This is a genomic window from Candidatus Pseudoscillospira sp. SGI.172 (assembly GCF_050313575.1).
In the GTDB taxonomy this organism is placed as follows: domain Bacteria; phylum Bacillota; class Clostridia; order Oscillospirales; family Oscillospiraceae; genus Vermiculatibacterium.
The window spans coordinates 14,023-38,843 of the sequence record NZ_JBNPLQ010000009.1 but is presented as its reverse complement, the minus strand read 5'-3'; the positions used below and the strand labels follow the sequence as shown (position 1 = coordinate 38,843).

Sequence of the window (24,821 nt, the reverse complement as noted above, 5' to 3'; positions counted from 1 at the left end):
GCTCCCTTCGGGGAGCGCCGCTTTTCCTCTTCGTTGATCACCGGATCGCCATGTAGAAATAGACATAGTCTAACGTGTTCACAGTGATGGTTAGATGTTCAAATAGCTGATAGTGAACGGTGAAGCCGCTTTCATCCACCGAAAAAAGGTCTTTGTTCCCCCACATGGTCGAATGGGCCGGTCTGTTCTGAAAGGCCAATCCTCCATAGATGGAGGTCGCGCTTGGCGCCATGATTCCATCCTCGCGCATCAGGATGATTCCCGCGGGCTGAAAACCCAGCTCGATGTGTCGTGTTGCGGCGCCGTCCCCGGTGTAGGTGCCGAATACCACCCGGGCCGCCCCGTCCAGCTTGGTGAAGTTCTCGTTGAATTCCGTGCGGATAAAGTCGTCCCCCGGCTCCCAGAGGTTTAACTGATAGCGCTCGCTTTTGTTGGTTGACATGCTGCATCCCCCTTTTCAAATGTTGGTTCCCCCTCTGGCGGCGGGGGATGCAACCTGGGACGAAGCCGTCCCCCCACTGTTTCCGGGGGGTTTTTGCGCCCTTTTGCCCAAAATTTTTGTGGCCGGGGCGCAAAAACCCCTCGGAAAAAGAAGGAGGACTCCTTCCGGCAACGTTGTACGCCGCCCCCGCCCGGTTGGGCGGCAGGCCGCCGCCCCAACGAAAGGGGAGGTATCATGTCAAGTCAAAAGACGGAGCACTACCAGCTCCACAAGTGGGAACCGGGGGATGACTTTTTGCGGGAGGAGTTCAATGAGAATTTTGCGGCCATTGATACGGCGATCGACGGGGCGTCCAGAGTGGTCGCGGGCGCTTACACGGGGAATGGGAAGGCCTCGCAGCTGATCGACCTGGGCTTCCAGCCCCGGGCGGTGCTGGTGGCCGAGGAATCCGGGGAAATCCGGGACGGCTACTATTGCTACGGCGGCCTGGCCCTGCGGGGGCGCCCGGTGCGGCTGAACGACACGCTGGTATCCGTATCCATAGAGGACACCGGCTTCCGGGTCTACTATCTCTCCAACAACGGTACCAGCTGGAAGCTGTTCAGCAACAGCGGGATCTCAACCTTCCACTATCTGGCCCTGTGCTGACGCGTGGGGCCGCCGCCCCGGCGGCGGAAAAGGCCGGTTTTTCGCGGCGAGAAGAGCGGCGTTCCCCGATGGGGAACGCCGCTCTTTTGCGATCTGCCTGCGATGTGTACGGGGAAAGGGTACCCCGGACGAGAAATCATCCGGGGTACCCTCTCGTTTTACGCGGCTTTTCCCTCGATCAGAAAGGGAAGAAGAAGTCACTCAGCAGCTTTAACAGTGGCGCTCACGGAAGTCTGTTCAGAGACTGCGGTAAAGGTGGCGGTCTGAGTTTCGGCCTTCTCAAAGGTCAACTTGGCCTCCTGAGCGCCATATGTGACGGTCACAACCTCACCCTTTGCGTTCGCCTCGTCAACGGAAGTGCACTTCACAGTGACGTCAAAGGAAGCACCAACGGTGGCCTTTTCGGGAACAGTCACGGTGTAGGCACCATTTTTACCCTCGGAGTCCTCGATGGTCTTATTGTCGTTCTTCAGGGAGACAGGCTCAGCGGGAGCAGAGCCAAAGTTCTTCTTGCCGGAGGTCTCGACGATGATGGCGTCGACCACGCCGTCGCTGTCCTTGTGGACGATGGCGTTGGCATAACCGGTGGTGGTGTCGAAGGACGCCACGCCGTTGTCGCTGCCCTTGTCCTGCTCATCGCCATCCACGTAGACGATGACCACGTCGTCCGCCACGGAGAGGGACTTGCTGTCGCCGGTGCCCACGTAAGTGACGGGGTTGCTGCCGGCAACTTTGCTAGTGCCCGCAAAGTAGGTCAGGATGCCCTTGTTGGCGCTGTAGGAATCCACAGCCACAGCCATGGTGCTGCCCACATTCTTGAAGGTATAGGCACCGTTGCTGAACTGGGCATACACGGTGAAGTCGCCGGGGGTGTACTGGCCGTCGCTGGTCTCGTCAAAGGTGACGATGTTGCCGGTGGCCAGCTTGGTGGCATCCTTGGAGTCGACGTAAACGGTCTTGTCCTCGCCGGTCCAGACGGAGTAGCTGTAGTAGGTGTCGCCGGAGATCTTGGTGGTGCCGTTGTAGTCGGTGACAATACCGTACAGGGTGTCGGCGGTGTTGCTGCCGGGCTTGCGGGACAGTTCCACGCAGGCGGCCACGACCTGGCCGTCCTTCAGGTAGTACTGGAGAGCGGTGTCGCCGGTGATGTTGATGTTGCCCAGGCTGCGCAGGCTGTAGGTGTACCACTTATCGGTCTCGCCGCCCACGTAGACGTAGAGCACGGCGTCGCTGGAAGCCACGGCGGTGGTGTCCACGGCGTTATTCTTTGTGGTAAGGGTCAGGGACTTGTTGTCCTTGTTCCACAGCTTGATGCTGTTATTATCTCCTGTGGTCAGGGTGACCTTCACGCCATCGCCCCGATCCACAATGTCCTTGATCTTGATCTCGTTGCCGGACATGGTGTACTTGATCAGGGTCTTGTTCTCGAACAGCTTCTTCTCGACACTGTCCTCCAGGTCCTTGATCTTGTTGCTGCCGTCATAGGTGGAGTCCTTGTGGACGTCGTACTTGGCGGTGCTGCCGTCGGACATCAGGACCTTGACGTTCATAGCGTCGTAAGTGGCGTCCACGGTGCCCCCGTTGAAGCCGGTGACCACAGCGTAGCTGTTGGTGGTGGTGTCGGGCACGTCGACCGCGGCGACCAGGCCGTTGACCAGGTAGATCACCACGTCCTCGCCGATGTCCTCCTCGTCCACCTTGGTGGTGGAGTCGTCGGTGACCTCGACCAGAGTGTTGTGGACCTTGTAGGTGGTGCCGGACACAGTGACCTTGGTGGTGTTCTTGTCGTCGTCCTTGAAAGAGGTCAGCTCGCCGGTGACGGTCTCAGCCTTGACGACGGTAAAGGTGGCGTCGTCCTTGTCAGCGTCATAGAACTTGGTGTAGACCACCACGTCGTCCTTGGCGATGCCCTCGTAAATGTGATTGTCGTCGATGTCGATCGCGCCGACGCCGGACAGGGTGACCTTGCTGGAGGTGACGCCGGTCACCTTGGTGGCCTTGTACTCGGTCACATAGGCGGCGTAAATCTTGCCGTCGTCATTGGCGACGAACTTGATGGTGTCGCCGGACTGGACCTTCAGGGCCTTCTGGAGCTCGGAGCCCTGATTCTTACCCTCGTAGGTCTTGGCGTCGTCAGTGATGTAGTTGGTGACGACCTTCACGGAGGAAGCCAGGTCATACTTGGCGTCGCCGAACTTCACCTTGGTCTCGCTCTCGGCGTCCTGGATGTCGTTCTTGGTCACGTTGTAGACCTCGGTCTTACCGGTGTTGAAGACGCCGTAGATGGTGTCGTTCTTATCGGGGGTCTTGGTGGTGCCGGACTTGCCGTCCTTGAAGATGACCTTCACTTCCTCGCCGATGTTGGAGATGTCCAGATCGGAGGGGAGATAGGCGGAGCGGTCGTTCTTGATCGCGCCCTTGTCATCGTAAACGGCGGACTCGGTGTCCAGACGGCCGATGACCTTGATCTGGCCGTCCACGTTGGCGGCGCCGGTGTCCTTGTTGCCCTCATAGGTGCCGATGAAGGTGTAGGCGTCGAAGTACTCGTTCAGGAAGGTGGTGGTGGTGCTCAGAGCGTACTTGTAGGTGACCTCGCCGGTAGAAGCGACGCTGTCATAGCTCTTTTCCATGATCTTGGCTTCCATGGCGTTGAAGGCCATCTGAGCGGCGTTGTCGCGGGTCAGGCCGGCAGAGGCGTTCATGCCCTTCAGATCGTCGTACAGCTTGGCGTCGTTGGCCTGGACGTTGGTGTTGATCTCCCAGTCCATGCCGGTGAAGCCGAACACCTTGGTGTCGTAGCCCAGAGCCACCAGGAACATCTTGGCGGCGGCGGAGCCGGTGACGGTGGCGTCGGGAGCGAAGGTGCCGTCGCCCTGGCCGGCGATCACGCCGATGCTGGAGCAGTACTCGATGTAGCTCTCGGCCCAGTGGCCCTTGATGTCCTTGTAGGTGGGAGTGGCCTTGACGCCCAGAGTGGGATCCTCGCCGCCGTTCAGAGCGACGCAGATGATCTTGGCCATCTCGGCACGGGTGACGATCCCCTGGGGATCATAGTTGCCGGTGTCCTTGCCCTTGAGTACGCCCAGGGCGACCATGGTGTTGACGGCTTCGGTATGGGTGATCTTGTCAGCATCGTTAAACTTAGCGGCGCTGGCGCCCATGACCATCATGCCGGTCAGCATGGCGCCGGTGAGGCCCAGGCTGAGAACGCGCTTGAGGTTGTTCATGGATATTCCTCCTTCTTATTTTTGGCAGGGAAAATCTTTCCGGATAATAGGAGAACGACACCTCTGCTTTTAAAAAAAACATTATAAATTTTGACTTCTTTTTTATAAAAACAACAAGTTTACAATCAAAAGATAACCATGGTAGACTTTTTGGTAGACCGGCTTTTTGGCATGCTCTTCCAACCCCTTGAGCCCCAAGCGTTTGCGGCTTTTTTTGGTAGACTTTTGGTAGACATGAACTTTTATTCCTCCCTCTTGACAGCATGAACTGTATTTGATAAAGTAACAGTAAGAACGGCGAAGGAGTGTACACGATGATGAAACCCCTGTTTTTGGGAGGATTGGCGGCTCTGGTGCTGCTGGTGGGATGTCAGGCTCCGGGAGAGGAGCCGCCCGTGCCTGGGGACGGTACCCCCGCCGCGGAGTATCATAAGATCACTCCAGAAGAGGCAAAAGAAAAAATGGATGCGGGGGACGTTGTGGTGGTGGACGTGCGCACCCAGGAGGAGTACGGCGAGGGGCACATCAAAGATGCCGTGCTGGTCCCAAACGAAAGCATCGGCGGCACGATGCCCGAAGCCCTGCACGACACGGACGCCACACTGCTGGTCTACTGCCGCAGCGGCCGCCGCAGCAAGGAGGCCAGCGATAAGCTGTTGGCTCTGGGCTACCGGAACGTCTATGATTTTGGGGGCATGATTGACTGGCCCTATGACGTGGTTAAGGAGTAGGATATGGACAGTTCGTTCAATGTGGCGGTCCACGCACTGGTGTATCTGCACCATAAGGACTGCCTGCTCTCCAGCGAGGCGCTGGCGGAAAATATCTGCACCAACCCCGCCCGGGTACGGAAGGTGATGGCCGCTCTCCGTAGGGCCGGGCTGGTGGACTCCCGGGAGGGGAACGTGGGCGGCTACCGCTTCTCCGGCAACCCGGATCGGATCACCCTGGGGCAGGTGGCCAAGGCGCTGGACATCCGCTTTGTAGACGCCGCCTGGCGCAGCGGCGACAGCGATATGGAATGCCTGGTGGCCTCCGGCATGGCCGATGTGATGGACGGGCTCTACGCCGAGCTGGATGAGCTTTGCCGGGAACGGCTGCAAAACGTTACGGTTGGGGACGTGGAACGGAAAATCTTTCGAGTATAAAAAACACGCCAGCTTCTCTTTCGAGAACCTGGCGTGTTTTTGCGCTTACAGCGGAAGGACGCTGACCGGCGCGCCGGGGGGGAGCGCTGGACCGGGGAGACGGTCGATCAGGCAGTTGCAGCCGGCCAGAGAGTACACCTGCCCCGAAGCGTGTCCGCCGGGGGCCGGAGTCACCGTTTCGCCAACGGAGACAGCCCGGATCAGCCGCCGGACGGAGGAGGCAGGCAGCCTGTCCGCCAGCCGAAGAAAAATGCGGCGGGGCTGCGGGGAAGGCTGCCCGGCCAGGACATCCAGGGCCGGTCGGCCGATCGCCTCAAAAACGGCCAGAGCCGCAAAGGGATTGCCGGAGAGAGAAAGCACCGGACGGGCCTCCACAGAAAAAGCCATGGCGGGAGAGCCGGGCCGGACCGCAAGGCCGTGGAACAGGACGGAACCCTTCAACAGCTCCGCCGCCTGGGACAGGGAGTCCTCCGCCCCCACGGAGACCCCGCCGGTGGTGAGCAGAAAATCACAGGCCATCTCCGTAAAAGCGGCATGGATGCATCCGGCAATGGCGGCGGCGTCATCGCTTACGGGGGGGAGGAGGATCGGTTCCATGCCCAGGACGGCCAGCCGGGCGGCCAGCAGAGGGCCGTTGGCGTCGTAAATGCCGCCCGGGGGAAGAGCCGCGCCGGGGGATGCCAGTTCCCCGCCGGTGGAGAGCACGCCCACCCGGGGTCGGGCACAGACGGAGAGCGTCTCCACACCCTGTGCGGCCAATGCCCCCATACAGGTCCAGTCCAGCCGGGTTCCGGCGGGAAAGAGGGCCGCGCCCGCCCGCATGTCTTCTCCCTGAAAAATATAGTTCTGCCAGGGGGAGAGCGGGGCAGTGAGTACGATCATGCCGCCCTCCCGGCGGGTGTCCTCCGCCTTGACCACACAGTCGAGCCCCACGGGGATGGGGGAGCCGGTGGAGACCGGTACGGCCTGTCCCGCCAGAGCCAGACGCACCGGCTGGCCGGGAGAGGCACCGACGGTCTCGGCGGCGCGGAGGGCGTACCCGTCCAGAGGCGAACGGGGGAAGGGCGGCGTGTCCAGCCGGGCGATGACCGGCTCGGCCAGCACCCGACCGGGTGCGGCGGACAGGGAAACCTGCTCCCACCGGGACAGGGGGGAGATCAGGGCCATGAGCCGGGCCAGACCCGCCTCCAAGGAGATTTGTTCCGTGGGGTTCACCTCATTTCAGCAGCATGATGTCGCCGGGAGAGACCGAGAGGGTGACGGCCTCCGGCCCGCCCAAAGCGGCCCAGGCGTCTTTCTCCAGCTCCCAGCGGAGCCGGGCGCTGCCCTCGTACCCGCCCGGGGTGGAAAGCATGACCACGGTGGAAAACACGTCCTCCACCACCCGCTCCACCCGGCAGGGGATGGGGTTGGGGCCGGGGTGGGGGGCGAGGAAGTGAGCCCGGATGCCCACGTAGGCCAAATCATCCGGCACGGGGCGACCCGCGTCCAAGATCACGCCCCAGTCCAGAGCTTCTACCCGCTGTCTTCCTGCCGGGCGGGCGCGGGAGATATTTTTGCAGCCGGAGAGGAGACAGGCGGAAAGGGTGTCCGGGGATTGGAAGAGGTCCCGGACCGGACGGAGAGGCTCAGAGCGGCCCCGGGAGAGGACGCAGGCGTTTTGGCACAGCCGATAGACTTCCCCCCGGTCGTGGGTCACCAGCACCGATGGGCCGGAAAAGTCCTTCAGCAGTTCCCCCAGCTCCAGCTCCATCTCCCAGCGCAGGTAGCCGTCCAGGGCGGAGAAGGGCTCGTCCAGCAGCAGGCAGGCCGGACGGCTGGCAAAGAGCCGGGCCAGAGCGGTGCGCTGCTGCTGTCCGCCGGAGATCTGCCGGGGGTATTTGCCCGCAATGTCGGTCAGCCGGAAACGCTCCAGCAGCTCGTCGGCCGCCGCCTGCCGCCGGGTGCGGTCCCGGACCCCGGCGCGGATGTTCTCCGTCACCGTCATGTTGGGGAAAAGGGCGTAATTCTGAAAAAGGTAGCCCACCTGCCGCTGCTGAGGGGGAAGGTCGATCTTTTGGGCGGAGTCGTAGAGTGTGCGCCCGTCCAGCACGATGCGGCCGGCGTCGGGGGTGATGAGCCCGGCCACGCACTTGAGGGTCATGCTCTTGCCGCACCCGGAAGCCCCCAGCAGGCCGGTGATGCCATCGGAGGAGGTGAAGGACACCTGAAGGTGGAATTTCTCAAACTTCTTTTCGATCTGCACTTCCAACGCCATAATCATACCTCCGACCAGCCGCTGGGCCACTTTTCCCGATGCTCCCGGCGCTCCAGCAGGTTGACGGCCATCAGGACCGCCAGAGAGATCGCCACGTTCACTGCCACCCAGCGGTAGGCCAGGGCGTCGTCCCCCTCCCGCCAGAGCTGGTAGACAGTGGTGGCGATGGTGGCGGTGCGGCCGGGGGTGTAGCCCGAGACCATGGAGGTGGCCCCGTATTCCCCCAGCCCCCGGGCGAAGGCCAGCACGGTGCCCGCCAGCAGGCCCTGGCGGCAGCCGGGCATCAGCACCCGCCAAAACACCCAAGCGTTGGAGCGGCCCAGTGTCCGCCCGGCGGAGAGAAGATTGGGGTCAAAGGACTCAAAAGCGCCCCGGGCTGTGCGGTACATCAGCGGAAAGGTCACTAATATGACCGCGAAGATGGCGGCCGGCCAGGTCATGGTGAGCCGGAGGTCAAAGGTGTTGAGCAGCCAGGCCCCCAGCGGAGTTTTTGGCCCCAGCAGCTTGAGCAGAAAGAAACCAACCACCGTGGGGGGGAGCACCAGAGGCAGGGTGAGCACGCAGTCCAGCGCCCCTTTGAGGCCTCTGGGCAGTTTGGCCACGTACCAGGCGGCCAGAATCCCGAGAAAAAAGACGCAGACGGTGGAGATGAGGGCGATGCGCAGGGAGTTCAAAAGGGGGAACCAGTCCATGGTGACACCGGCTTTCTTTAAAAAGTGGGAAAAGGCGGGGCGTCCGGGACGCCCCGCCTCAAACGGGTCAGTTCGCCATGGCAAAGCCCACAGACTGGAACACGGCCACGCTGTCTGCGGCGGTCAGATCGTCCAGGAAGGCCCTGGCGTCGTCGGCGTGGGTGGAGGCAGAGAGGATGGCGGCGGGGTAGACGACCTTGTTGGTGAGCAGGGCGGGGTCAGCTTCGGCCACGATCTCCAGTCCGGCGGAGTGGGCGTCGGTGGCGTAGACCACGCCGCAGTCCACGGTGCCCTCGCCGACCCAGGTGGTGACTTCCTTTACATTGGAGCCGAAGGTGATCTTGCCCTGAATGGCATCCCAAATGCCCAGAGAGGTGTACAGCTCCTCGGAGTACTGGCCCACGGGGACGTCGGAGTTGCCCAGGGCGATCATCTTCACCTTGTCGGTGTTCACATCCTCAAAGGCGCTGACCCCGGCGGGGTTGCCCTCGGGGACGGCCAGGACCACCTTGTTTTCCAGCAGGTCGATCCGGGAGGCCTCGTCAATGTACTTGCCCTCCGCCAGCGCGTTCATCTGCTTCTGGGCGGCGGAGAGGAAGAGGTCGCACTCGGCTCCCTCCTCGATCTGCTTTTGAAGGGTTCCGGAGGAGTCGAAGGTAAAGGTGAGGGTGACGTTGGGAGCCACGGCCTTGTAGTTTTCCCCGATCTGTGTAAGGGCCTCCTTCAGGGAGGCGGCGGCAAAGACGTGGAGCTCCACAGGCCCTGCGGCCGCAGCGGCGGATTCGGAGGGCGCGGGTGTGGCGGAGGGGGCGGCGCCGCCGCCGGAACAGGCGGTGAGGCCCAGACAGAGGGCCAGGGACAGGGCGGGAATGAGGTGCTTTTTCATCGTATTCTCTCCTTTTCAAACGGAAGGCGCGCCTGTTTCCGGACGCACCCATTGGCCCGCCGCCGTGGCCGGGGCTTTAGGACGGACGGGCTCGAAGATTGCGGGACTTTATATTAACGGGCGCATTCGCCCGTTGTCCCCCGAAGAATGTCCAGGCCGTGGCCCAGAGCGGGTAAGATATACTCCAACCCCTCCCGGGCGGCCTTGGGGCTGCCGGGGAGATTGACGATGAGGGTGCCGTTTCGGAGCACCGAGGCCCCCCGGCTGAGCATGGCACGGGGCGTGATGGTCATGGAATGGGCCCGGATGGCCTCCGCGATGCCGGGGGCGTTCCGGGTGGCCACGGCCAGGGTGGCCTCCGGGGTCACGTCCCGGGGGGAGAAGCCGGTGCCGCCGGTGGTGAGCACCAGATGACACTGCCGGCCGTCGGAGAGGCGGATCAGCTCAGTCTGGATGCGGCCCTGCTCGTCGGGAAGGAGAAGTTCCTCCACCACCTCGTAGCCCGCCTCGGCGAGCAGACGGGCCAGCAGGGGCCCGCTCTCGTCGGCGCGCTCGCCCCGGGAGCCCTTGTCGCTGAGCGTCACCACTGCCGCCCGGCGGACGGCGGGGTCGGGGGGGAGGAGGGTCAGCTCGTCGCCCACATGGAGTTTCCCGCCCCGAATGACCCGGGCGAAGACCCCCTCCCGGGGCATGATGCAGTCGCCCATCACCTGATAGATGGCGCAGTGGGCGTGGCATTCCTTGCCGATCTGGGTCATCTCCAACAGAACGCCGCCGCACTGGAAACGGGTACCTACGGGCAGGCTCCGGAAGTCGAAGCCCTCCACCACCAGGTTTTCCCCGAACGCGCCGAAGTCCACCCGGGCCCCCCTGGCGCGAAAGGCCTCCACCTTCTCGAAGGAGAGGAGAGACACCTGGCGGTGCCAGTGCCCGGCGTGGGCGTCTCCCTCGATACCCCAGTCCTCCACCAAATTCGCGGAATCGACAGGGTGCTTTTGTGTGCCCTTTTTTTCACTGATGCAGATGGCTTTGATCTTTGACATGGGATCAGACTCCGTTCTGTAAGTTGAGATGAGGGTGTGGTTCCGTTTATTTGCAATGTGATTGCATCTCTCTGAGCGAGGGGTTCGGGCGACGATTCTTTTTTCGCAGAAACGGACGGCCTTTCAGAGCATGGACGCGGAACGGGCCGTCACCTGACAGCCAAGCGGCAATGCCTGGGTCCCGCCTGTCCGGAGGCCGCGGCCTATCCCCCGATCTGAGACATGATCCGTCCCTCCGGTGCCCGGCCTTTCCCAAAGGAATGGCGGGCGGGCTTTTGAAGAACAGCCTGCCGCAGCAGTTCTTCCAGTTCGGCCTCGGACGCCCCTCCCCGCAGCGGGGCCCGGAGATCCACCCCGTCGCCGTAACATAGGCACAGCTTTAAAAATCCCTCGCTGGTCAGCCGCACCCGGTTGCAGTGCGCGCAGAACTCGTGGCTGACCGCGCTGATGAATCCGACGGCCCCCTTCAGTTCGGGGGCGATCCAGTAGCGGGCGGGGCCGTTTCCCCGCTTTTCGTCCGTAGGGGCGAGTCCGGGCCAGCGCTCTTTCAGCGCGGCCAGCAGGGCATTCTGGCCAAAGGGGGCCAGCTCGCTGCCGTGCCCCACAGGCATGAGTTCAATAAACCGCACGTCCACCGGCCGGGTCTCGGCCAGCGCGGCCAGGGCCAGCAGACCTTCCCGTCCGGTTTCGGCCAGGGGAACGGCGTTGATCTTGGTCCGCACACCGGCAGCCAGCGCGGCCTCCAGCCCGTCCAGCGCCCGGGGCAGCTCATCCCGACCGGTGAGACGGCGGTAGGCCTCCCGGTCCAACGTATCCAGACTGATGTTGACCCCATCCAGCCCCGCCGACAGAAGTCCGGGAAGCTGCTGGGCCAGCAGGACACCGTTGGTGGTGAGAGTCACCTTTCGAATACCGGGGACAGCCTTCAGCGCGGCGACCAGACCGGCGCAGCCCTTTCGGGCCAGCGGCTCTCCGCCGGTGACCTTGATGGTGTCCACCCCCAGCCGGGCGGCGGCGGCGCAGACACGCACCATCTCCTCGTAGCGAAGAATGTCCCCATGGGGCACAAAGGGAACCTCCTCGGGCATGCAGTACCGGCAGCGCAGATTGCACCGGTCGGTGATGGAAAGCCGGAGATAGTCGATTTTCCGCCCGAACCCGTCCGTCATCGGGCCTCCCCCCGGGGGACGGCGTTTTCAATGCGGCCGCTCTTGCCCCCGTCTTTCTCCCGGAGGTAGACCCCGGTGAGGGTCATGCCCCGATCCATGGCCTTGCACATGTCGTAGATGGTGAGAAGGGCGACAGTGCAGCCCGTGAGAGCCTCCATCTCCACCCCCGTCTTGCCGGTGCAGGATGCGGTGCACACCGCCTCCACCCCGGGCAGTTCCTCCAGAAGGGCAAACTCCACCGAGACCTTGGTGAGAGGCAGGGGGTGGCAGAGTGGAATGAGCTCGCTGGTGCGCTTGGTGGCCATGATCCCGGCCACCCGGGCCACCCCCAGCACGTCCCCTTTTTTGGCGGTGCCGGAGCGAATGGCCTCGAAGCAGTCCGAACTGACCAGAATGCGGCCCGCCGCGGTGGCCTGACGGACGGTATCCGCCTTTTGAGAGACGTCCACCATGATGGCGTTCCCGGCGGCGTCAAAGTGGTTGAGAGGCATCCTCACCACCCCTTTCCGAAGCCGCAGTTGGGCCAGGTGCAGGTCCCGCAGCTCAGGCACAGACCGCCGTGGCCCATGGCGGCCAGGTCCTCCGCCGTCACCGGCACGTCGGCCAGGAAGCAGGGGAGGACCAGGTCAAATACGGTGCGCCTGGCGTACATGACGCAGCCGGGCAGGCCCACCACAGGCACAGCGTCCAGATAGGACACCATCAGCATGGCTCCCGGGAGGACGGGGGAACCGTAGCTCACCACCCGCGCGCCGGTGTTTTTGATGGCCAGGGGGGTCTTGTCGTCGGGGTCCACACTCATGCCGCCGGAACAGAGAATGAGCTCGGCCCCCTGCCGCTTGAAGTCCAGGATGGCGGCAGTGATGGCGGCGGGGTCATCCCCGGGGCAGACGTGGCCCAAGACAGAGCAGCCGTACTCACCCACCTTTTCCTCCAGCACGGGGGTGAAGGTGTCGGTGATGAGCCCCTTTCGCACCTCGCTGCCGGTGGTGACAATGGCCACCTTCCTGGCCCGGAAGGGCCTGAGAGAGAGCAGGGGGATCTCCCCGGCGGCGGCGCGGGCCTCAGCCAGCTTGTCCTCCCGGATGACCAGGGGAATGATCCGGGTCCCCGCCAGCTTGTCCCCCCGTTTTACCGGGAGATGGCTGTGCCGGGTGGCAATCATGAGTCCGCCCAGAGAATTGACGGCCTTCAGCCTTGGGATGTCCACCAGCAGCAGGCCGTCCTCTCCGGCGGAAACTTCGATCTTGCCCTCCTTCACCTCGGAGGGACGCAGATTCTCTGCGTCCCCCGCGCAGATCTGATAGAGGATCCGGGCGGCCTCATCCTCATGGAGCATCCCCGGTTCCTTTTCCCAGACGTAGAGATTTTCCTTCCCCATGGACAGCAGCAGGGGGATGTCCTCCGGAGCGACGATGTGCCCCTTCCGGAAGGCGGGGCCCTTGGAGACCCCCTTGACGATGCGGGTCATGTCGTGGCAGAGCACGTGCCCCGCCGCGTCTTCGGTACGAATGAGCTTCATGGCGTTTCCTCCTTGCATTGGCCCGCCAGCCAGAGGGCCAGGGGTGTGGGGTCGTCGATAAAAAAGACGGGAATGGGGCAGGAGGCCGGGGGCGTGTCGGTGATGAGGGCGGCGCAGTTTTCCAGCGGCACCGCCGGGGCGCTGCCCGCCCGGCAGAGGGCCAGCTTGGGCCAGGGACCGTGCTTGAAGCCCTCGGTGAGGATGAGATCCACGCCCGTCACCCGGGCCACCGCCTCCTCAGGGGAAAGGGCCCCTCTTTGGCGGAGGGCAAACTGAGTGTCTGAGAGGATGGCGGTCACCTCTGCCCCTGCCTGACTCAGGCGAAAGGTGTCCTTACCCTCGTGGTCCAGTTCAAAGTCGTGGGCGTCGTGCTTGACCACACCCACCGACAGGCCCAGAACCCGCAGGGCGGGAATCAGCTTTTCCAGGAAGGTGGTCTTGCCGGTGTTGGACAGAGCGACAAGAGACCACACGGGGATGGCGGGCATAGGATGCGCCTCCTTTGGGGGATAAAAAAGTCCCTGCTTTTTGAAAAAGCAGGGACCAACTGGAGGCGCAGAAGGTCTGCGTCCCGGCGGTCTCTCCTTTTCAAGCACGGAAGGCCCCGCCGTTTCCAGCAGAACCCAGGCCGGACTGCCCTAGCGAAACGCCGTAGGCAGACAGGCTCGGAGAATCAGTATTATAAAAGCAGCTCCAGATTTTCGGGATAGTTGATGTTGTAGACGGGGGATCTCCCGTCCGGTACCAGTCCCCACAGTCCGGGAACAGGGTGTCTGTCCCCTCATAGAGGCCACAGACGCGACGTTTCCCGGCCAGGAGCAGTTCCTCTGCCCTGAGAAGAAGGCGGCGGTCGTAGACAGCAAAGAAAGGTCAAAATTTTTTGCCTACTGGGGGAATACAGGATGAATGATCTCCACACACCTCCAGCAGGCGCATTGCCGGCTCTGGGAAAGGAAGGGCATGTCACGGCAGGCCGCTATGAGATTCTTCTCCTGCCAGCGGAGAGTCCGGCCAGAATGACGCCCAGAGGCACGGCATTCTGGTAGGTGTCGGAGAGCGCCACCACACCGGGGAGATCAAATTTACCTTGGAAGTTGCTCATTAAAAAGAGCTCACGGCAAAAGGTGAGGGGAGCATCCATAATGGAGAGGACCAACTGCCGTCCTGAGACCTCCAACTGGCTCTTGTCCCGGAAAAAACGGGAACTTTTGCCCCCGCCAGCAAGGGCCGCTCCCATCAATCCAGGAAGCCTTCCAGAATTTTTTCTTCGGCTTCCTGCTCGGTGAGACCCAACGTCATGAGTTTGAGGATCTGGTCCCCGGCGATGCGGCCGATGGCGGCCTCGTGGATGAGCTGGGCGTCCACGCTCTGAGCGTCGATGGCGGGGATGGACTTGATGCGGGCATCATCCATGATGATGGAGTCGCACTGCACGTGGCCGAAGCACTTGGCCTTGCCGGTCATGCAGGGGTGGAACACCTGCCTGGAGGTGCCTTTGGCCACGGACCGGGAGACCACCCGCCCGGTGGCATCGGCTCCCTCCAGGACGATCTCCACATTGGACTCGGCAAACTGCGCACCGTCGGTGAGGAGCTTTTCGTTGATGATGCACTCGCCGCCGGCGCCCACCACCGCCACGGTGTCCCGCTTGGTGGAGTCCACGCCCCGGATCTGAGTCATCTCCATGGTGATGGAGGCGCCCTCCTCCAGATAGACCTCGGTGCGGGGGTTGAGAATACGTTCTCCCGTGCCGGGGCCTTCGCCGTAGTGGCGCTCCACATAGCGCACCCGGGCGTTCTTCCCGATGTGGAACACGTGGATGCCATCGTGCTGGCTGGTCTCGCAGCCGGTGTTGTGGATGCCGCAGCCGGCCACGATGTCCACATCGGCCCCTTCGCCGATATAGAAGTCGTTGTACACCACATCGGTGAGCCCGGACTGGCTGAGGACCACGGGAATGTGGACGCTCTCGCCCTTGGTGCCCGGCTTGACGATGATGTCGATGCCGGGCTTGCCGTCGGCCTTGGACTCGATATCGATGTTGGCGGTGACCGAGCGGGCGTCCAGCTTTCCGTTGACCCGGAAGTTATAGGCCCCCTGGGGCACCTTTTCCAGCTCGGCGATCTCCTTTAATACTTTCCACTCCGTCTTGTCCATCAGCGGTCCGCCTCCTTCATATAGCCGCAGCCCGGCACGGTGCGGGCCATGATCTGGGGGAAGATCTCATCCCGGGGACCCTGCTTGGCCACCTCGCCCTTTTCAATGACCACGATCTCGTCGGCCAGCTGGATGATACGCTCCTGGTGTGAGATGATGAGCAGGGTGGACTCACCCCGCTTGTGGATGGTCTCAAACGTCTCAGTGAGCTTGGCGAAAGACCACAGGTCGATGCCGGCCTCCGGCTCGTCAAAGATCATCAGTCCGGCCTTCCGGGCCAGAATGGTGGCGATCTCGATGCGCTTGACCTCGCCGCCGGAGAGGGAGGCGTCCACCTCCCGGTCGATATAGTCGTCGGCGCACAGGCCCACCTGAGTGAGGTACTGGCAGCCCTCGGCGGGAGTCAGAGAATCCTTGCCGGCGGCCAGAGCCAGCAGATCCCGCACCTTCAGGCCCTTGAAGCGGGGGGGCTGCTGAAAGCCGTAGCTCACCCCGGCCCGGGCGCGCTCGGTGATGGACAGCCCGGTGAGGTCGGCGCCGTTCCAGCGGATGGTGCCGCCGGTGGATTGGTTCAAGCCCATAATGGTCCGGGCCAGAGTGGTCTTGCCGCCGCCGTTGGGGCCCGTGATGACAACCAGTTTCCCGTCCCCCACGGTGAGGGAGACATCCCGCAGAATGCCCAGCGCCTCGCCGTCCTCGGCCGTCACGTCGTAACGCAGATGGCTGATCTCTAACATATCGAATACTCCTTTATTTGCGGGTTTATTCCTATCAGTTCGATATTCTATCACGAGAAAGATAAAATTACAATGAAAAGAGGAAAATTTGTGGTACAATAGCTGCAAAGCGGCGTACCGCCGGAAAAGGAAGTGTTTGTATGAAAACTGCTCTCGTCACCGGAGGAAGCCGGGGGATCGGAGCGGCTGTGGCCCGGCGTCTGGCTGCCGACGGGTACCGGGTGGCCGTCAACTATCATTTTGCCCGGGCCCAGGCGGAGTCCCTGGCAGAGGAACTGGGTGGGATCGCCGTTCAGGCGGATGTGTCCGACAGTGCCCAGGTTCAAAAAATGGTTGACACTGTGTTAGAAAAATTTTGTCAACTTGACATTTTGGTATGCAATGCCGGCGTGGCCTGGCAGGGGCTGCTTCAGGATATGAGGGACGAGGAGTGGCGAAAAGTCCTGGGAACTGACCTGGATGGGGTGTTTTTCTGCTGCCGGGCGGTGCTGCCCCATATGATCGGACAAAAAAGTGGGAAAATCGTAACGATGTCTTCCATGTGGGGACAGGTGGGGGCCTCCTGCGAAGCGGCCTACTCCGCAGCCAAGGCGGGAGTGATCGGGCTGACCCGGGCGCTGGCCAAGGAGGTGGGGCCCTCCGGCATCTCGGTCAACTGCGTTGCCCCGGGAGTCATCGACACGGAAATGAATCAAAAGCTGGGGCAGGAGGCGTTGGCGGAATTAGCGGAGGAGACTCCGCTGGGGCGTCTCGGAACGGCGGCGGACGTTGCTGGCTGCGTGTCGTTCCTGTGTTCTCCGGCGGCCGACTTTGTCACCGGACAGGTGCTTTCCGCGAACGGTGGACTGGTGATTTGAGCAGAGAGAAAAAGTCCACGGAAGGAGCGGCGATATTATGCAAAAAAACGGTTGACAATTTTGAGAGAGAAACGTATAATTGTCAACAATCTAAAGGAGGTAGGATGAAATGAAGAAACGTATTCTTGCTCTTGCGCTCGCCGGTGCGATGACTGCCGGTCTGCTCACCGGCTGCGGCGGCGGAACTCCCGCCGAGTCCAAGGCCCCTGCAGGGTCCGCGGCGGCGGGATCCGGCGCTCCCGCTGCCGAGGGCGGCGAGATCCTGGTCGGCGTTCTGGCCAACACCACCGGCGACAACGCCGTCTACGGCAATGCCGTGCAGAACGGCGTGATGCTCTACATCGACCAGCTCAATGAAAAGGGCGGAATCAACGGCAAGACCGTGAAGGCCATTGCCTATGACGAAAAGGGCGACGCCACCGAGGCCGTCAACGCTTACAACCGCCTGGTGGGCGACGGGATCACCGCTCTGATCGGCTCTGTCCTCACCGGCGCAACCATCGCCGTGGCCGATGAGACCTATGATATGAACATGCCCCAGATCACCGCTTCCGCCACTGCCGCGGGCGTGACCATGCTGGACCCTGAGAAGGCGGACAGCGAGATCCGCACCAACGTGTTCCGCTCCTGCTTTATCGACCCCTTCCAGGGCGAGAAAATGGCCCAGTACGCCAAAGATAAGCTGAGCGCCGCCACCGCCGCCGTCATCTTCGAGACCGGCAACGACTACGCCGAGGGCCTGAAGGACGCCTTCGTGGCCAAGTGCGGGGAGCTGGGCATCACCGTCACCAACGAAGAGGCCTATGCCAAGGGCGATGTGGACTTTAAGGCCCAGATGACCAACGTGGCCGCATCCAATCCCGACGTGGTGTTCTGCCCCAACTACTATGAGGACTCCGGCATGATCGTGACCCAGGCCCGTCAGGTGGGTGTCACCAGTACCTTCCTGGGCGGCGACGGCTGGGGCTCTATCGCCAAGTACGCCAGCGCCGAGGATCTGGAAGGCGCGGTCTACTGCTCCGGCTATGCCGCCGGTACCCCCGCCGTGGCTCAGTTCGAGAGCGCCTATACCGCCAAGTACAACGAGGATGTGCCCAACATGTTTGCCCCTCTGGGCTATGACTCCGCCATGCTGATGTGCAATGCCCTGAAGGCTGCGGAGGATGCGGGCCTGGAGGCCGGCACCGACGAGTATAAGCAGGCTGTCATCGACGCCATGAAGGCCACCAAGGGGCTGGAGGGCATTACCGGTACTTATGAGTTCGACGAGTACAACAACCCCATCAAGTCCGCCGCCATGATGAAGCTGGAGGGCGGCAAGGAAGTCTTCTCCGAGATGTTCTAAGGATCTTTCCAAAAGCCTCTGTGCGGGAGGGAACGCTTCCCTCCCGCACGGCTTTTCCCCGGAACACGGGCGATCAGAGGTCACCTCTGCGGAGAGGCCGCAGGGGCGGCCTGTGGCCGCCCGCTTCCCGCGCATACCCAGCAGAGAGATTGTCAAGAGAATTTGAAAGAGAAAGGACGGATGACCCTTGTTTTCCACCATTGTCAGCCAGGTCATCAACGGCCTGCAGTCCGGCTCGATCTATGCGCTGGTCGCTTTGGGCTATTCCATGGTCTACGGCATTATCCTGCTGCTGAACTTTGCCCACGGCGACATCATCATGGTGGGCGCTTACGTGGTGTGGTACTCCATGAGCAATCTGGGCCTTCACCCGGTGGTGTCCATGCTGCTGGCCATCATCGCCTGTACCCTCCTGGGCATGCTCATTGAGAAGCTGGCCTATACCCCCCTGCGCTCCGCACCCCGGCTGAGCCTGCTCATTACCGCCATCGGCGTGTCCTTCCTGCTGGAAAACGGCTTTCAGCTGATTTTCGGCGCGGGGGCGCAGACGGTCCCCACGCTGGTCAGCGGACCCAGTCTCTCTCTGGGCAGCGTGACGGTGAGTTTCCCGGCCATGCTCACCCTGGTGGTCTCCATTCTCTCCATGGCGGCCCTCACCTTTCTGGTGCAAAAGACCAAACTGGGCAAAGCCATGCGGGCGGTGAGCGAGGATATGGGTGCGGCCCAGCTGATGGGCATCAGCCTGAACCGGACCATCTCCTTTACCTTTGCGGTGGGTTCCGCGCTGGCAGGCATCGGCTCGGTGCTTTACCTGTGCGCCTATCCCCAGGCCAGCCCCACCATGGGCTCCATGCTGGGCCTGAAGGCCTTCGTGGCTGCCGTGCTGGGCGGGATCGGCTCCATCCCCGGGGCCATGGTGGGAGGCTTTGCCATCGGACTTGCCGAGGCTCTGGTCTCCGCTGCCGGGCTGTCAGTGTGGAAGGACGGCGTGGTTTTTGCCATCCTCATTGTGGTTTTGCTGGTGAAGCCCACCGGGCTTCTGGGCAAGCCCATTGTGGAAAAAGTGTAAGGGGGGCGGGAAAATGAGTGTCAGCAAACGCAGGGGCATCCTTTCCATGCCCGCCCGCTACGCCATCAACGGCGTACTGATGATCCTGCTGGTGGTCTGTCTGCAGGCCCTGACCGCCAGCGGGGCCCTGACGGGTTACTATACCAAGATTTTGATCCTGGTGGGCATCAACATCATCCTGGCGGTCTCCCTCAACGTGGCTACCGGCTATCTGGGCCAGCTTCCTCTTGGCCACGCGGGCTTTATGGCGGTGGGGGCCTACACCGGCGGCATCTTCCTCAAAGCAGTGGATGCCGCCCAGGCATCCGGCGGGCAGTATGTGTTCTATGTGATTGCCGCCATTGTGCTCTCCGGGATCGTGGCCGCCGTGTTCGGCATCCTGATCGGCATCCCCGCCCTGCGGCTCAAGGGCGACTACCTGGCCATCATTACCCTGGGCTTTGGAGAGATCATCCGGGTGGTCATCACCAACATCGACTCCGTGCTGGGCTTTGACTTTACTTACGGCGCCTCCGGTCTGAAGCGGATCCCCAAGGTCACAAACGTGCTGAATGTGGCGCTGTGTATTATTCTGACCTGCCTGGTGATCCATATGGTGATGAAGTCCCGCCACGGCCGGGCCATCCTCTCCATCCGGGAGAATGAGATCGCCGCCGAGTCCTGCGGTGTGAACACCACCTATTACAAGGTCATGGCCTTCACCATATCCGCTTTCTTCGCCGGTGTGGCCGGATGCCTGTACGCGGGCAACCTGGGCTCGCTCCAGCCCGGCGGCTTCGGGTTCATGAAGTCCATCGAGATCCTGGTCATGGTGGTGCTGGGCGGCATGGGCTCCATGCTGGGCTCCATCCTCTCGGCCGGTGTGCTCACTGTTCTGCCGGAGGCCCTGCGCGGCTTCTCCGAGTACCGGATGGTGGTCTATTCTGCCGTTCTCATTCTCATGATGATCTTCAAACCCACCGGCCTTTTGGGGGACTATGACTTCTCCCTCTCCCGCATCCTGGAGCGGATCGGCATCGGCCGCAAACCCCAGAAAAAGGAGGCGGCGAAATGAAAAGGTACAACGAGGACGCCAAGCTGGTCCCGGTGCCCAGCACCAATATCATCCCCGAGCGGGACGTGGACAAGAGCCCCATCCTGGAATGCCGGCATCTGGGCATCGACTTCGGCGGGCTGACCGCCGTGGACGAGTTCAACATGGCCATTGGCCGCACCGAGATCGCCGGACTCATCGGCCCCAACGGCGCGGGCAAGACCACGGTGTTCAACCTCCTGACCAAGGTCTATCAGCCAACCCGGGGCACTATTTTGCTGGGGGGCATGGATACTGCCGGAATGAACACCGTGCAGGTCAATCACGCAGGCATCGCCCGAACCTTCCAGAACATCCGCCTTTTCTCCAAGCTGACCGTGATGGAGAACGTGCTCATCGGCCTGCACTCCTCCATGAAATACCGTCTGCCCACAGCCATTCTCCGCTCTCCCGCCTATTGGCGGCAGGAGAAGGGGGCCCGGGAGCGGGCGCTGGAACTGCTGTCCATCTTTGACATGCAGGACCTGGCCGAGCACGAGGCGGGCAGCCTGCCCTACGGAGCCCAGCGCCGCCTGGAGATCGTCCGGGCTCTGGGTACCAACCCCTCGCTCCTTCTTCTGGATGAGCCCGCCGCCGGAATGAACCCCTCGGAGACTGCCGAGCTCATGGAGAACATCGTCAAGATCCGGGACACCTTCCAGATTGCCGTCATGCTCATCGAACACGACATGTCCCTTGTCATGAACATCTGCGAGGGCATCTGCGTGCTCAACTTCGGCAGGATCATCGCCAAGGGCACCGCCAAGGACATCCAGAACAACCCGGAGGTCATCAAGGCTTATCTGGGCACCAGGAAGGAGGGCTGAGCCGTGGCACTGTTAAGCGTCAGCGACATCAACGTATACTACGGCGCCATCCACGCCATCAAGGGAGTTTCCTTCGAGGTCAACGAGGGGGAAGTGGTCACCCTCATCGGCGCCAACGGCGCGGGCAAGTCCACCACGCTGAAAACGATCTCCGGCCTGCTCCACCCCAAGACCGGCGGAGTGGAATTTCAGGAGAAGTCCCTCCTGGGCGTCAAACCCCATAAGATCGTGGAAATGGGCCTGGCCCACGTTCCCGAGGGGCGGCGGGTATTTCTCCAGATGTCCGTGGAGGAGAATCTGGAGATGGGTGCCTACACCCGGCCCGGCTCCGAGGTGGATCCGGGGCTGGAGAAGGTCTACGCGCAGTTCCCCCGCCTCAAGGAGCGCCGGAAGCAGACGGCGGGCACCCTCTCCGGCGGGGAACAGCAGATGCTGGCCATGGGCCGGGCGCTCATGTCCTCTCCCAGGCTGCTGATGCTGGATGAGCCCTCCATGGGCCTGGCTCCCATTCTGGTGGATCAGATCTTCGACATCATCCAGTCCCTCCACAAGGCGGGCACCACCATCCTTCTGGTGGAGCAGAACGCCCAGATGGCCCTGTCGGTGGCCGACCGGGGCTATGTGCTGGAGACCGGCAAGATCGTCACCAGCGGCACAGGGGCGGAGCTTCTGAACGACGAGAGCGTCAAAAAGGCATACCTGGGCGGCTAATGCCCATAAAAAAGCTGTCCCCACAGAGCGGGGACAGCTTTTTCGTGTTTTCAGGGAGTTGATTCCTCCCGGCGGAAGCAGAGAATGCGGAACTGGGCGGTGACCGACAGCGTGTCCAGCGCCGCCAGACGCTCGGCCCCCGCCTTTGGGGTTTTCCAGTAATAGGGCGTCATACAGAAGAGATCCCGGATGCTCTGGGGACCGGGGAGCAGGAAGGAGGTCTCCACCGCCTCCGAGCCCAGGGCGCGGAAGCCGGGGTAGACTTCCTCTTTTACGGGATTTTCATAGGGGCGGTCATAGAGTACCTGCTTGAGCTCCCAGAGATGCCGGGGCCCCGGCACCACATAGAGAAAACAGCCGCCGGGCCGGATCACCCGCCGGAATTCCCCGGCGGCCAGAGGGGAAAAACAGTTTACCACGGCGTCCATGGAGGTGTCGGCCACCGGCAGGCGGTAGACCGAAGCCACCGCGATCTCGGCCTCCGGGCACCGTCGGGCCGCCTTTTTCACCGAGGGCCGGGAAAGATCCACTCCGGCTGTCCGTCCGCCCTTGCCGGAGACCACCCGCGCCAGGGCGGCGGTGTACCAGCCCTCTCCGCAGCCGGCATCCAGCAGGGCGGGGGCGGAGCCGGTGTGGAGGTCCAGCAGACGGCAAAGGCGCTCCCGCAGCGGGGAATACCAGCCCCCGTCCAGAAACCGGGTGCGGGCGCGGGCCATTTCCTTGTCGTCCCCGGGGGCCTTGGAGTGCTGAAAGTTGGCGGGAAGCAGGTTGACATAACCTTCCCGGGCCAGATCGAAGCGGTGGCCGGCGGGGCAGGCGTATCCGTTTGCCTCCCGCTCCAGCGGCCTGCCGCAGTTGGGACAGGCAAATAAGCTCTCCAATTCGGATCCCCCCTCTTGTTTGTCTCAGTATAGCACGTTTTCGGGGGCGAAGGCAACCACGGCCGGGTGTTCCGGGCGGAAAACGCCTGGGGCTGCGGGGCCCTTTTTACCAAACAGGCGGAGCCGGCACGAAGAGCCGGCTCCGCCTGTTTGGTTTTTAGGGGGGAAAAGGGGGACATGTCCCGACAGGGGAACTCAAAATGTGACTGCCTGCCCGGAGGAGGGCTGCAAGAGTGTTTCCTTTCCATCTGCTGAGAGACAAGAGATTGAGATGGTATAATCTGTAAAATATATACACTTTACAGAAAATCCCAGCTAAATCCTGCCGAATCGAGGGGTCACAGGGGAAGCTGACTGAAGCCGATCACCAGACTGGCGAGCACCAGCAGGACCGCAACCCAGGGGAGGATCTTTTTGAGCACTGCGCTGTCCTGCCCGGAAATCCCAACGGCGGCCACCGCGGTGGCAATGCACTGGGGGCTTACGATCTTGCCGATCCCGGCGCCCACGGAGTTGGCGGCAGCCAGCCAGTAGGAGGAAGCTCCGATGGCGGCGGCCGCCTCGGTCTGGAGTCTGCCCAGCAGAACTTCGGTGTTGGTGCCGCTGCCGGTGACGAAGGCCCCAATGGCGGCGATGGCGGGGGCGACAAAGGGATAAAAGCGCCCGGTGAGCGTCACAAAGAGGGCGGCGATGTCGGAAATCATGCCGGAATAGGTCATGATCTTGGCCACGGCCAGCACGGACATGATGGTGATGATGGTCTTGGTCATCTGCTTCAGGGTGGCCAGCAGAGTGTCCAGCATCAGCCGGGGAGAGGCCTTCTGCACCAGTCCGCCCACGATGGCGGCCAGGAAGATCAGCACGCCCGGGGTGTTCAGCCAGCTGAAGGTGGTGGTCCCGGCGGAGGCGGCGGTGCTGATGGAGAAGGTGGATTTGAACGCGGACAGGAAGCTGTTCACCGGCAGGACCAGCTTGGAGGTGAGCAGCAGCAGGGCGAAGATCAGCAGGAAGGGCAGACAGGCCACCAGCGGCTTCATCTGGGGAGCGGGCGAGGTCTTCAAGGGGGCGGCGGCGGAGGCGCCCATGTCGTACTCGGCGGGGACCGGGACGTTTTTGCGCCCCCGGGCCAGCAGAATGGTGCACAGCAGGGAGACGATGCACCCAACGATCACGGTGAGCTCCGGCCCCAGGTACCGGGAGACGATCAGCTCTGGGACCACAAAGGAGACGCCGGAGGCCAGAGTGATGCCGAGGACGCCCTTCAGTGCCTTGACCCCTCCGCCCCCAGCGGCCACCATAAAGAAGGGGATGAGGATCATGAAGGGGACCATCTCCACCACCGTGGTGAAGGAGAGGGGGAGGGCTTCCAGCCCGGTGACCCCGGCCAGGGTTACCGTGGGGATCCCCACCGAGCCAAAGGCGGTGGGGAAGGCGTTGGCCAGCATACACACGATGCAGGCCTGGACCGGATCCATCCCGAGGCCCACCAGCATACTGGCGGGGATGGCGATGGCCGTTCCGAATCCGGCCATTCCCTCCAGAAAGCCGCCGAAGCACCAGCCCACCAACAGGATGAGGATGCGCTTGTCGGAGGACACGCCGGTGAGCAGACCCTTGATGACCTCCATTCCGCCGGTTTTCAGCACCAGGTTGTAAGTAAAGATGGCGGCGATGATGACCAGGATGATGGGCCACAGGGCGGAAGCAAAGCCTTCCAGCGCGGAGGTGGCGCAGTCCACAGGGGGCATCTTCCACATCGACAGGGCCAGGACCACCGCCACGGCCAGCGCGCCGAGACAGGCTTTGTGGCCGGGCAGTTTCAGTACGGTGAGGGCAAAGATGATCCACAAGATGGGGAGCATGGCCAGACAGGACTGCAGAAAAGACATGATGGGGGCCTCCTCACAAAATCGCTCGCACAGAGCACATTAATTTGGTAGTACCATATTTTTGAGAGAAAGAGTACCTGAATCATTGCGGCTTGGGTATGAAATTGTTCTTTGAGCATAGCTCTTTTTTAAAAAACTGTCAATAACACTGGAGCAAAATAAATAAAAATGGTGATTATGAACATATTTTGACGGAGAAAATGGGCAAAACAGAAAAAGTGAAAAAATGAAGTATATGGGGT

25 protein-coding genes and 2 riboswitches are annotated in these 24,821 nt (G+C 62.3%); of the genes, 9 read left to right on the top strand and 16 right to left on the bottom strand.

Annotated elements, in window-relative coordinates; all coding sequences use genetic code 11:
• Positions 1-37 precede the first annotated feature (37 nt).
• Positions 38-442, bottom strand: coding sequence for a hypothetical protein (locus ACQRD3_RS05295; protein WP_080906376.1), 405 nt, complete (start codon positions 440-442; stop codon positions 38-40).
• 234 nt (positions 443-676) lie between these two features.
• On the opposite strand from ACQRD3_RS05295, the gene ACQRD3_RS05290 reads away from it, so the two are divergent.
• Positions 677-1,090, top strand: coding sequence for a hypothetical protein (locus ACQRD3_RS05290; protein ID WP_427780262.1), 414 nt, complete (start codon positions 677-679; stop codon positions 1,088-1,090).
• Between the two features lie 197 nt (positions 1,091-1,287).
• On the opposite strand, the gene ACQRD3_RS05285 is transcribed toward ACQRD3_RS05290, so the two are convergent.
• On the bottom strand, positions 1,288-4,317 hold the full coding sequence (locus tag ACQRD3_RS05285; RefSeq protein ID WP_427780260.1) for an S-layer homology domain-containing protein: 3,030 nt from the start codon (positions 4,315-4,317) through the stop codon (positions 1,288-1,290).
• Between the two features lie 314 nt (positions 4,318-4,631).
• Between ACQRD3_RS05285 and ACQRD3_RS05280 the strand changes: the two genes are divergently transcribed.
• Both ACQRD3_RS05280 and ACQRD3_RS05275 read left to right on the top strand, forming a co-directional pair.
• On the top strand, positions 4,632-5,048 hold the full coding sequence (locus ACQRD3_RS05280; protein WP_427780258.1) for a rhodanese-like domain-containing protein: 417 nt from the start codon (positions 4,632-4,634) through the stop codon (positions 5,046-5,048).
• 3 nt (positions 5,049-5,051) lie between these two features.
• The gene (locus ACQRD3_RS05275; protein ID WP_080906371.1) at positions 5,052-5,465 is read left to right on the top strand and encodes an Rrf2 family transcriptional regulator; all 414 of its coding nucleotides are present in this window, start codon (positions 5,052-5,054) and stop codon (positions 5,463-5,465) included.
• 45 nt (positions 5,466-5,510) lie between these two features.
• Here ACQRD3_RS05275 and ACQRD3_RS05270 read toward each other — a convergent pair whose 3' ends face one another.
• The 12 genes from ACQRD3_RS05270 to ACQRD3_RS05215 form a co-directional block, all read right to left on the bottom strand.
• Positions 5,511-6,680, bottom strand: coding sequence for a molybdopterin molybdotransferase MoeA (locus ACQRD3_RS05270; protein ID WP_427780256.1), 1,170 nt, complete (start codon positions 6,678-6,680; stop codon positions 5,511-5,513).
• 1 nt (position 6,681) lies between these two features.
• A complete protein-coding gene (locus tag ACQRD3_RS05265) occupies positions 6,682-7,722 on the bottom strand; it encodes an ATP-binding cassette domain-containing protein (protein ID WP_080906369.1) in 1,041 nt (346 codons plus the stop codon).
• A 2-nt stretch (positions 7,723-7,724) separates the two neighbouring features.
• On the bottom strand, positions 7,725-8,414 hold the full coding sequence (modB, locus tag ACQRD3_RS05260) for a molybdate ABC transporter permease subunit (protein WP_427780254.1): 690 nt from the start codon (positions 8,412-8,414) through the stop codon (positions 7,725-7,727).
• Between the two features lie 67 nt (positions 8,415-8,481).
• A complete protein-coding gene (gene modA / locus ACQRD3_RS05255) occupies positions 8,482-9,300 on the bottom strand; it encodes a molybdate ABC transporter substrate-binding protein (protein WP_427780253.1) in 819 nt (272 codons plus the stop codon).
• A riboswitch (molybdenum cofactor riboswitch) is annotated at positions 9,293-9,409 on the bottom strand. It overlaps the preceding gene by 8 nt.
• A 4-nt stretch (positions 9,410-9,413) precedes the next feature.
• Positions 9,414-10,343: an MOSC domain-containing protein gene (locus tag ACQRD3_RS05250; RefSeq protein ID WP_080906366.1), complete on the bottom strand. Its 930-nt coding sequence runs from the start codon at positions 10,341-10,343 to the stop codon at positions 9,414-9,416.
• Between the two features lie 203 nt (positions 10,344-10,546).
• Complete coding sequence (moaA, locus tag ACQRD3_RS05245) at positions 10,547-11,512, bottom strand: GTP 3',8-cyclase MoaA (protein ID WP_427780251.1); 966 nt, start codon at positions 11,510-11,512, stop codon at positions 10,547-10,549.
• Complete coding sequence (gene moaC / locus ACQRD3_RS05240; protein ID WP_080906364.1) at positions 11,509-12,003, bottom strand: cyclic pyranopterin monophosphate synthase MoaC; 495 nt, start codon at positions 12,001-12,003, stop codon at positions 11,509-11,511. The genes moaA and moaC overlap by 4 nt, the downstream gene beginning before the upstream one ends.
• Positions 12,004-12,005: 2 nt before the next feature.
• On the bottom strand, positions 12,006-13,034 hold the full coding sequence (locus tag ACQRD3_RS05235) for a molybdopterin-binding protein (protein WP_080906363.1): 1,029 nt from the start codon (positions 13,032-13,034) through the stop codon (positions 12,006-12,008).
• Positions 13,031-13,522: a molybdopterin-guanine dinucleotide biosynthesis protein B gene (mobB, locus tag ACQRD3_RS05230; protein ID WP_427780248.1), complete on the bottom strand. Its 492-nt coding sequence runs from the start codon at positions 13,520-13,522 to the stop codon at positions 13,031-13,033. The genes ACQRD3_RS05235 and mobB overlap by 4 nt, the downstream gene beginning before the upstream one ends.
• Positions 13,523-13,599: 77 nt before the next feature.
• Positions 13,600-13,717: riboswitch (molybdenum cofactor riboswitch) on the bottom strand.
• Positions 13,718-14,010: 293 nt separating this feature from the next.
• On the bottom strand, positions 14,011-14,271 hold the full coding sequence (locus tag ACQRD3_RS05225) for an NTP transferase domain-containing protein (RefSeq protein WP_427780247.1): 261 nt from the start codon (positions 14,269-14,271) through the stop codon (positions 14,011-14,013).
• Positions 14,271-15,191, bottom strand: a complete 921-nt coding sequence (locus ACQRD3_RS05220) for a SufB/SufD family protein (protein ID WP_080906501.1) — start codon at positions 15,189-15,191, stop codon at positions 14,271-14,273. Before ACQRD3_RS05220 ends, ACQRD3_RS05225 begins: the two co-directional genes overlap by 1 nt.
• Positions 15,191-15,928 (bottom strand): ATP-binding cassette domain-containing protein, encoded by a 738-nt coding sequence (locus ACQRD3_RS05215; RefSeq protein ID WP_080906502.1) that lies wholly within the window; start codon positions 15,926-15,928, stop codon positions 15,191-15,193. The genes ACQRD3_RS05220 and ACQRD3_RS05215 overlap by 1 nt, the downstream gene beginning before the upstream one ends.
• A 140-nt stretch (positions 15,929-16,068) precedes the next feature.
• Between ACQRD3_RS05215 and ymfI the strand changes: the two genes are divergently transcribed.
• The 6 genes from ymfI to ACQRD3_RS05185 all read left to right on the top strand — a co-directional run bounded on the left by ymfI (position 16,069) and on the right by ACQRD3_RS05185 (position 21,809).
• Positions 16,069-16,785 carry an elongation factor P 5-aminopentanone reductase gene (gene ymfI / locus ACQRD3_RS05210; RefSeq protein ID WP_427780245.1) on the top strand — a complete coding sequence of 239 codons (717 nt, stop codon included), beginning with the start codon at positions 16,069-16,071 and terminating at the stop codon, positions 16,783-16,785.
• Between the two features lie 109 nt (positions 16,786-16,894).
• Entirely contained in the window at positions 16,895-18,130 is a 1,236-nt protein-coding gene (locus ACQRD3_RS05205; RefSeq protein ID WP_427780243.1) for an ABC transporter substrate-binding protein, read from the top strand.
• 187 nt (positions 18,131-18,317) lie between these two features.
• Positions 18,318-19,199 (top strand): branched-chain amino acid ABC transporter permease, encoded by an 882-nt coding sequence (locus tag ACQRD3_RS05200; RefSeq protein WP_198933197.1) that lies wholly within the window; start codon positions 18,318-18,320, stop codon positions 19,197-19,199.
• A gap of 13 nt (positions 19,200-19,212) precedes the next feature.
• Positions 19,213-20,253: a branched-chain amino acid ABC transporter permease gene (locus ACQRD3_RS05195; RefSeq protein ID WP_427780241.1), complete on the top strand. Its 1,041-nt coding sequence runs from the start codon at positions 19,213-19,215 to the stop codon at positions 20,251-20,253.
• Entirely contained in the window at positions 20,250-21,098 is an 849-nt protein-coding gene (locus ACQRD3_RS05190; RefSeq protein WP_080906506.1) for an ABC transporter ATP-binding protein, read from the top strand. Before ACQRD3_RS05195 ends, ACQRD3_RS05190 begins: the two co-directional genes overlap by 4 nt.
• A gap of 9 nt (positions 21,099-21,107) precedes the next feature.
• Positions 21,108-21,809 carry an ABC transporter ATP-binding protein gene (locus ACQRD3_RS05185; RefSeq protein ID WP_080906716.1) on the top strand — a complete coding sequence of 234 codons (702 nt, stop codon included), beginning with the start codon at positions 21,108-21,110 and terminating at the stop codon, positions 21,807-21,809.
• A 50-nt stretch (positions 21,810-21,859) separates the two neighbouring features.
• Here the strand turns inward: ACQRD3_RS05185 and ACQRD3_RS05180 are convergent, their stop codons facing one another.
• Both ACQRD3_RS05180 and ACQRD3_RS05175 read right to left on the bottom strand, forming a co-directional pair.
• Positions 21,860-22,690 carry a putative RNA methyltransferase gene (locus ACQRD3_RS05180; RefSeq protein WP_427780239.1) on the bottom strand — a complete coding sequence of 277 codons (831 nt, stop codon included), beginning with the start codon at positions 22,688-22,690 and terminating at the stop codon, positions 21,860-21,862.
• A gap of 338 nt (positions 22,691-23,028) precedes the next feature.
• The gene (locus tag ACQRD3_RS05175) at positions 23,029-24,579 is read right to left on the bottom strand and encodes an L-lactate permease (protein WP_427780237.1); all 1,551 of its coding nucleotides are present in this window, start codon (positions 24,577-24,579) and stop codon (positions 23,029-23,031) included.
• Between the last annotated feature and the right edge of the window lie 242 nt (positions 24,580-24,821).